The sequence below is a fragment of the Psychrobacter immobilis genome (genome assembly GCF_904846185.1).
Lineage (GTDB): Bacteria > Pseudomonadota > Gammaproteobacteria > Pseudomonadales > Moraxellaceae > Psychrobacter > Psychrobacter immobilis_B.
The window spans coordinates 1-6,387 of record NZ_CAJGZQ010000043.1; the positions used below are offsets into that span (position 1 = coordinate 1).

At 42.9% G+C, this 6,387-nt stretch carries 7 protein-coding genes; 4 read left to right on the forward strand and 3 right to left on the reverse strand.

Translation table 11 applies throughout. The features are described from left to right. Together JMW94_RS15140 and pncB are read left to right on the forward strand one after the other, a co-directional pair. Positions 1-85, forward strand: an 85-nt coding sequence (locus JMW94_RS15140; protein ID WP_201604857.1) for a zinc ribbon domain-containing protein, incomplete at its 5' end; no start/stop codon positions are given. A gap of 107 nt (positions 86-192) precedes the next feature. Then, on the forward strand, positions 193-1,434 hold the full coding sequence (pncB, locus tag JMW94_RS14350; protein WP_201604853.1) for a nicotinate phosphoribosyltransferase: 1,242 nt from the start codon (positions 193-195) through the stop codon (positions 1,432-1,434). 12 nt (positions 1,435-1,446) lie between these two features. Here pncB and xseB read toward each other — a convergent pair whose 3' ends face one another. From xseB to JMW94_RS14365, 3 genes are all read right to left on the reverse strand, one after another. Continuing rightward, positions 1,447-1,692, reverse strand: coding sequence for an exodeoxyribonuclease VII small subunit (gene xseB / locus JMW94_RS14355; RefSeq protein WP_201604854.1), 246 nt, complete (start codon positions 1,690-1,692; stop codon positions 1,447-1,449). A 62-nt stretch (positions 1,693-1,754) separates the two neighbouring features. After that, positions 1,755-3,269, reverse strand: coding sequence for an exodeoxyribonuclease VII large subunit (gene xseA / locus JMW94_RS14360; RefSeq protein ID WP_201604855.1), 1,515 nt, complete (start codon positions 3,267-3,269; stop codon positions 1,755-1,757). A 253-nt stretch (positions 3,270-3,522) separates the two neighbouring features. Further along, entirely contained in the window at positions 3,523-3,891 is a 369-nt protein-coding gene (locus tag JMW94_RS14365) for a hypothetical protein (RefSeq protein ID WP_045446124.1), read from the reverse strand. Positions 3,892-4,205: 314 nt separating this feature from the next. Between JMW94_RS14365 and JMW94_RS14370 the strand changes: the two genes are divergently transcribed. Beyond that, a complete protein-coding gene (locus JMW94_RS14370; RefSeq protein ID WP_201604856.1) occupies positions 4,206-4,865 on the forward strand; it encodes an alpha/beta hydrolase in 660 nt (219 codons plus the stop codon). Positions 4,866-4,993: 128 nt separating this feature from the next. Next, a complete protein-coding gene (gene zapE, locus JMW94_RS14375; protein WP_193007911.1) occupies positions 4,994-6,094 on the forward strand; it encodes a cell division protein ZapE in 1,101 nt (366 codons plus the stop codon). Positions 6,095-6,387 lie beyond the last annotated feature (293 nt).

A 6,387-nucleotide genomic window follows, 5' to 3' on the forward strand; every position in this document is an offset into this window, starting at 1 on the left:
GTTTTGTCGTTCTTGTAAAACGACCCATAACAGAGACGTTAATGGAGCAAAAAACATTCTCGCGGTCGGGCTTGGCCGTCTTTAGTAGGAATCCCCCTCCTTTGAGGGCGGGGAGGAAGTCAAAGTTATGTATACCTATTTCGTCGCTGGATTTGTTTGGCGGCTTTTCATTTTTGTATTTAAGGCTGTAACATGACCGTTACTCATACCTCTAAACCTTTTGAACCTATTATTACCTCTTTACTTGATAATGATTTATATAAATTTACGATGCTGCAAGCCATGCTGCATCAGTTTCCACAGACACATGGTGTTTATCGCTTTCGCTGCCGTAATAACAAAGACACGCTGTATCCATTGGCTAATATTAAAGATGATCTAGAGCAGCAATTAGACAATTTATGTGAATTACGATTTTTAGAGGATGAACTAGAGTACTTACGTGGTTTGCGCTTTATGCGCTCAGACTTCGTTGACTATCTAGAATTGTTTAAGTTGAAACGTCGTTTTATTACCGTCAGTACGGATGATAAAGGTCGCTTATTTATCGATATCGAAGGGCCGATGATTCAAGCGATGTTCTTTGAAGTATTTGTACTCGCCATCGTTAATGAGCTGTATTTTGACGCGCTATCGAATGCCAGTGTGATTGAAGAAGGTCAGCGCAGATTGGATGAAAAAGTCACATTGTTGCATCAATATGCGATAGAGCAGGCAAAATGTGATGCTAATACGCCGCCATTAATCATCGCTGATTTTGGTACTCGTAGACGTTTTAGCAAAGCTTGGCAAGCCCATGTGGTTGAGACCTTGCATAAAGCTGAACCAAAAATAGTGAGCGGTACTTCCAATGTGTATTTAGCGAAAAAGCTTGGAATGACACCGATAGGTACGATGGCACATGAGTTTATGCAGGCATTTCAGGCTTTGGATGTGCGTTTACGTGATTCACAAAAAGCGGCGCTTGAAGCGTGGGTGCATGAGTATCGCGGCGATTTGGGTATTGCGCTGACCGATGTCGTTGGCATGGATGCGTTTTTACGCGATTTTGATTTGTATTTCGCTAAGCTGTTTGATGGTTTACGTCACGATAGCGGCGACCCGTATATCTGGGGTGATAAGGCGATTGCTCATTATAAAAACCTTAAAATAGACCCAAGAACCAAGATTTTAACCTTTAGTGATGGCTTAGATTTGGATAAAGCTTGGGATTTACATCAGTATTTTAAAGGTCAAATAAAGACCAGCTTTGGTATTGGTACCAACCTCACCAATGATATGGGTATCAGCCCGATAAATATCGTCTTAAAGTTGGTTGAATGCAATGGGCAGCCGGTCGCTAAACTGTCAGACAGTCCAGGCAAGACCATGATTAATAACGACACGTATCTTGCCTATTTGCGCCAAGTCTTTGAAGTCGACGAGCCTGAATAGAATTGACTTAACTTAACTGTCGCTATTCTCTGTTTTATCTTCTTCAGCAAAAGCGGCATCTAGTGCTTGCTGTACGGCATTGATACGGGTTTCGCAAACGCGATAAGCAGCAATTGACTCTTCCACTGTGGTCATCAGATTATCAATATCTGGCTCATCTTGTTGCTGTAATTCAGCGGCATTGGTTTTTAGAATATCATAAGCGGCCTTAAAAGTTTTTGGGGCGGTTTTTTTGCGTTTGCGAGTAGGGGTTGTCATAAGGTTTCCTAATTTTAAAATAAAGTCTTTGATTAAGTTGAATCGACGGTAGGTTGTACTTCTTATTTATTAATGTTTACGTCAATAATCTGTGCTTTTGCTTTACCGTCCTTTAAGAGGATGTGCACCGTTTGTTCTGGATGGAGCTGCATACCGCTGGTCAGTATCTGCTTGTCTTTTGCATCAGTAAGCATGGTATAGCCTTGCTTGAGCACCCGAGAAGGGCGATGCAGGAGCACAATATCACGCAGATGTTCGCTACCACGCTGTGCTTGTATTAATTGCTGCTGTGCCGAATGCATAATCGTTTTTTGGTTATTTTGACTGGCACTAGCAGCCACTGTTAACTGCTGATAGGCCGCTGCTTGAGTCTGCGCGCGCAGATCGCTTATTAGTCTTGCTGCTTGCTTGACCTGTCGCTGAGCGCTTTGCTGAATACTACGCCACGCATAATCACTGTCTTTTTGCAGCGCCGTTAATTGACCAATCGTTTGTGATTGTATTTGGCTCAACTGGCGTGTCGTTTGTTGTTCAGCGGTGTTTAATTGACGCTGAGCAGCTTGTTTGATTTGCGCTTGGTATTGCAGCGTTTGAGTGACGAGCTGGGCTAAATGCGTCATGATAGCGGCAATCACCTTTGATGGGGTATCAAAGCTAGTATGCGCCACTTCATCTAAGATAACTTTATCACGCTCGTGACCAATGCCAACCCAGACAGGGATGGGCTGCTCGGCAACCAATGCTGCCAATTCATAATCATTTAGATAGGCTAAATCACCGACCGCACCGCCGCCACGAATAATGACTAATAAGTCTGGCAGGTGCTCATAAGTATCAAAAAACTGCTGCTGGGCGTTAACGATGGCTTGGCGGATTTCGCTTGGCGCATGATTACCCTGAAAGGTAGCGTTATGATAATGGAAATGACAGGCACCTGTGCGCGCCAAGCGATCAGCGTCGGCTTGAAAATCACCTAATCCAGCGGCTTTTTCAGGGGCAATGACCAGCACATGCTCAATATCAAACGGAATAGGCAGCTGTTGATTCAGGTTTAATAAGCCTTCTCCCGTCAAGCGATCGACCATCTCTGCATATTGCCGCGCCAAGTCACCTAACGTGTAGCTAGGGTCAATATCTTCTATAGTGAGAGAGAAGCCATATTGCGCATGGAAGCCTGCGGATACTTTGAGCAATACCGTCAAATCACGGTCAAGGGGCATGCCAGTTGCGCGCTCAAATTTTGCTAATACCCGCGCGGCTTTAAAGCGCCAAAGATTGCCGCGGCAGCTAGCAATGACCTTACCGTCATCATCTTTTTCTGCCAGCTCAAAGTAATAATGCCCGCCTTTGCTAGATAGATTGCGAATCTCTGCTTTCACCCATACACGGTGGTTAAAGGTCTGTTTGATAACCATATCAACGGCTGATAAATAGTCACTCAACCGCAGAACGGTATCTTCTAAATTGACTTCAATATTGTTTTCTTGCTCAGCTAACTCGGCCTCCAAGGTCGCTAAATCTTTAGCAGGCGCTAATACCTTAGCTGGTTTCATATTTGACAGGTTGGGTTTGCGCATAATAATAGACCAAAAGTGAGGGAGCTTAAAAACGGGCTGTTTATAGAGTAAGAGTCATAAAAAATCAGAAAGGGTAGTTTACCCCAAAAGCGAGCACACAAAAAGAGAAGCCAACCAGTCAGCGACTAATATATTCTTATCGCTGATTGGTTGGCTAAATACTTTATTAAATAACAAGATACTTTATTAAATAACAAGATACTTTATTAAATAACAAGCTGCCAAATAAGTGCTTTATAAAATAATAATTATTTTATTGGCAGCGAAAGTTGATTTTATACTCGTAATCGTCGTCACGTGATAAGTTCGGCGAGCCCGTACCAAGGATCGTACCGAGGACGGCACTGGCTTGCCCAATCATCCGACCTGTATTTTCATCTAAAATACCGTTATAAGTGACTTTGTCATCGACGATAATAACTTGCTTACCTCTGCAAGTCTTTTGTGCGCTGTCTATCGCATTTTGCTGTGCTTTTACTTTGCTATCGGCGATGCCAGTCGTCTCATAAATAGAGTTGGCACGCTGGATAACTGGTGATGAAGGCGTAGTTTGGCAAGCACTTAGGGCGAGTGCTGCCGCCAAAGTAGCAGTCAGTGCAGCGGTTTTATTAATAGTATTCATAAACGATTCCTAATGTCTGTCAGTCATACATAAAGTTGAATATCACAGCAAAGTTGAGGATACGCCATGCACGTATCAGTCTATAGGTGGCTCAACAACTATGATGAATTTACCCTATTAGGCTCTGGGGTGTCTAGTCGGTTATTGTGTGCGGTATTGCAGAGACCGCACATATTCATCATATATTCATAGGCGATGTTTACTTATGATGAGCGAAAATGAAAATAAGCGGTACTATGACACAGCAAATCACTTGAAATATAAACCATATCTAGGATAATTGACCTATTCATTTTTAATCAATAAGTAATTTTATGCCATTAATTCCTGCTCCTGCTGGCGTCCTCGAAGTCGACGCGCTTTGGCAACAAGACAATCCTAACAATCCAAATACTGATACAGTGGCGTTACTGTGTCATCCCAATCCGTTATTCGACGGCACGATGAATAATAAAGTGGTAACGACGATGTATCGCTTTGCTCGTGATAATGGTATGCACGTGGTACGCTTTAACTTTCGCGGTGTCGGGCAGTCGACTGGCGAGCACGATTATGCGGATGGTGAAGTCGTAGATGCAATGACCGTGCTACAATGGATTGCAGAGCAAACCAATGCGCGCAAGTTCTGGTTGGGTGGTTTCTCTTTTGGCGGTTATGTGACAGCACGGGTGGCTGAGCAGGTGCTCGAAGCCCCTCATATTTGGGGGCTAGGCGATTTTGAGATTACTAAAATCGCCCTTATTGCTCCATCCGTCGAAAAAAATGACAGCAGTGATATAAGCTTGCCAGCCGATAAAACTTTTGAGATTTATGGCAATGCTGATGAAGTGATTGACCCTGATAATATGCAAGCATTTGCGGAGCGATTAGGGATTGCTGTCAGCGTTGTAGATGGCGCAGGGCACTTTTTTCATGGACGTCTGTCAGAATTGAAAGGCTTATTAGAAAAGCATACCTTTGGTAGCGACTCTTAGTTATTACCTAGTAATATTATGATAGAGAACCACTATCAAGTCATGAGCTCTGATCGCTTTACTTTGACGAGTTCATGCAGAATCAACCATTACCTTACTATTTATTTTGTCTAATGATGAGTCGTATTATGAGTTTATCTCCATTGCAACGTTACGAGCAAGCCGTCAGTACAGATGAGTTTACTCGAGATGAGCAGCAATTTAAGGCCATGAGCTATCTTGATGAGATACATCATCAGCTCATCAATAGTGCGCCACAGAAGAAAGGCTTTTTTAGCTTTTTAAAGTCCAAGCCGACAGCACCAACGGGTTTGTATATGTGGGGCGGGGTAGGTCGTGGTAAAACATGGATGATGGACATGTTTTATGATTCATTGACCATTGATCGCAAGATGCGTCTGCATTTTCATCATTTCATGCAGCGTGTTCATCAAGAGCTAAATAAGCTGCAAGGTGAGAGTGATCCATTAGAAAAAGTCGCCGACATCATTTATGCAGAAGCGGTTATTATCTGTTTCGATGAGTTCTTTGTTTCTAACGTTTCTGATGCCATGATTTTGGGTGATTTATTTACCATGCTATTCAATCGTGGTATTACATTGGTCGCCACCTCAAATATTGAGCCATCAGGATTGTATAAAGACGGCTTACATCGTGACCGTTTTATGCCCGCTATCGCTGAAGTGGAGCGTCATACTACGGTGATGAATATCGATTCTGGTATCGACTATCGTTTGCGCGTATTGCAGCAGGCAGAGCTATATGAATCGCCTATGACGAAAGCGAATCATCATTGGTTAGCCAACCGTTTTGCCAGTTTATCTAATAATCAAAAAATCAGTAATGAGCCGATTACGATTAATGGTCGCGAAATTAGAATTAATGCTCGCACTGAGGATATTTTATTCTGTGATTTCCGTCATTTATGTATGGAGCCACGATCAGCGTCTGATTTCATTGAAATCGCCAAGCAGTTCAGCACAGTATTGGTCAATGCCGTGCCTGCCTTAGACGATGACTTACGTGATCCGACCCGTCGGTTTATTTATCTGGTTGATGAGTTTTATGATCGCCGTGTTAAGTTGCTGGTTAGAGCGCAGCAGTCGATTTTGGATCTATATCAAGGAGAGAAATTGGCGTTTGAGATTGAACGGACACGCTCGCGCTTGCTTGAGATGCAGTCAGAGGATTACCTGCGCATGGAGCATCGGGTCGATGATGCGGCATAATCAAAGCCTCTTCATAGCCGATGGTAATCTACAAGTTGTCGATTAAAGCACTCATGGTTTTTCATTCAAGTCACTCACACTCAATATTGATATATATTCGTTTGACATAACGTGTTTTTTGACAGTATTGAGAGCCAACCAAAGCATTGGTTTTTTATATAAAAAGACTCTGCACACGACAAAAAAATCATCCCCACCCGATTTTCATAGGTTTAGGGGTTAAAAAGCTAACTAACTGTCGAAATACAGTCTTATCATTGTTAAAGAACACCAAGTGAAGGCCCTCAATCAAC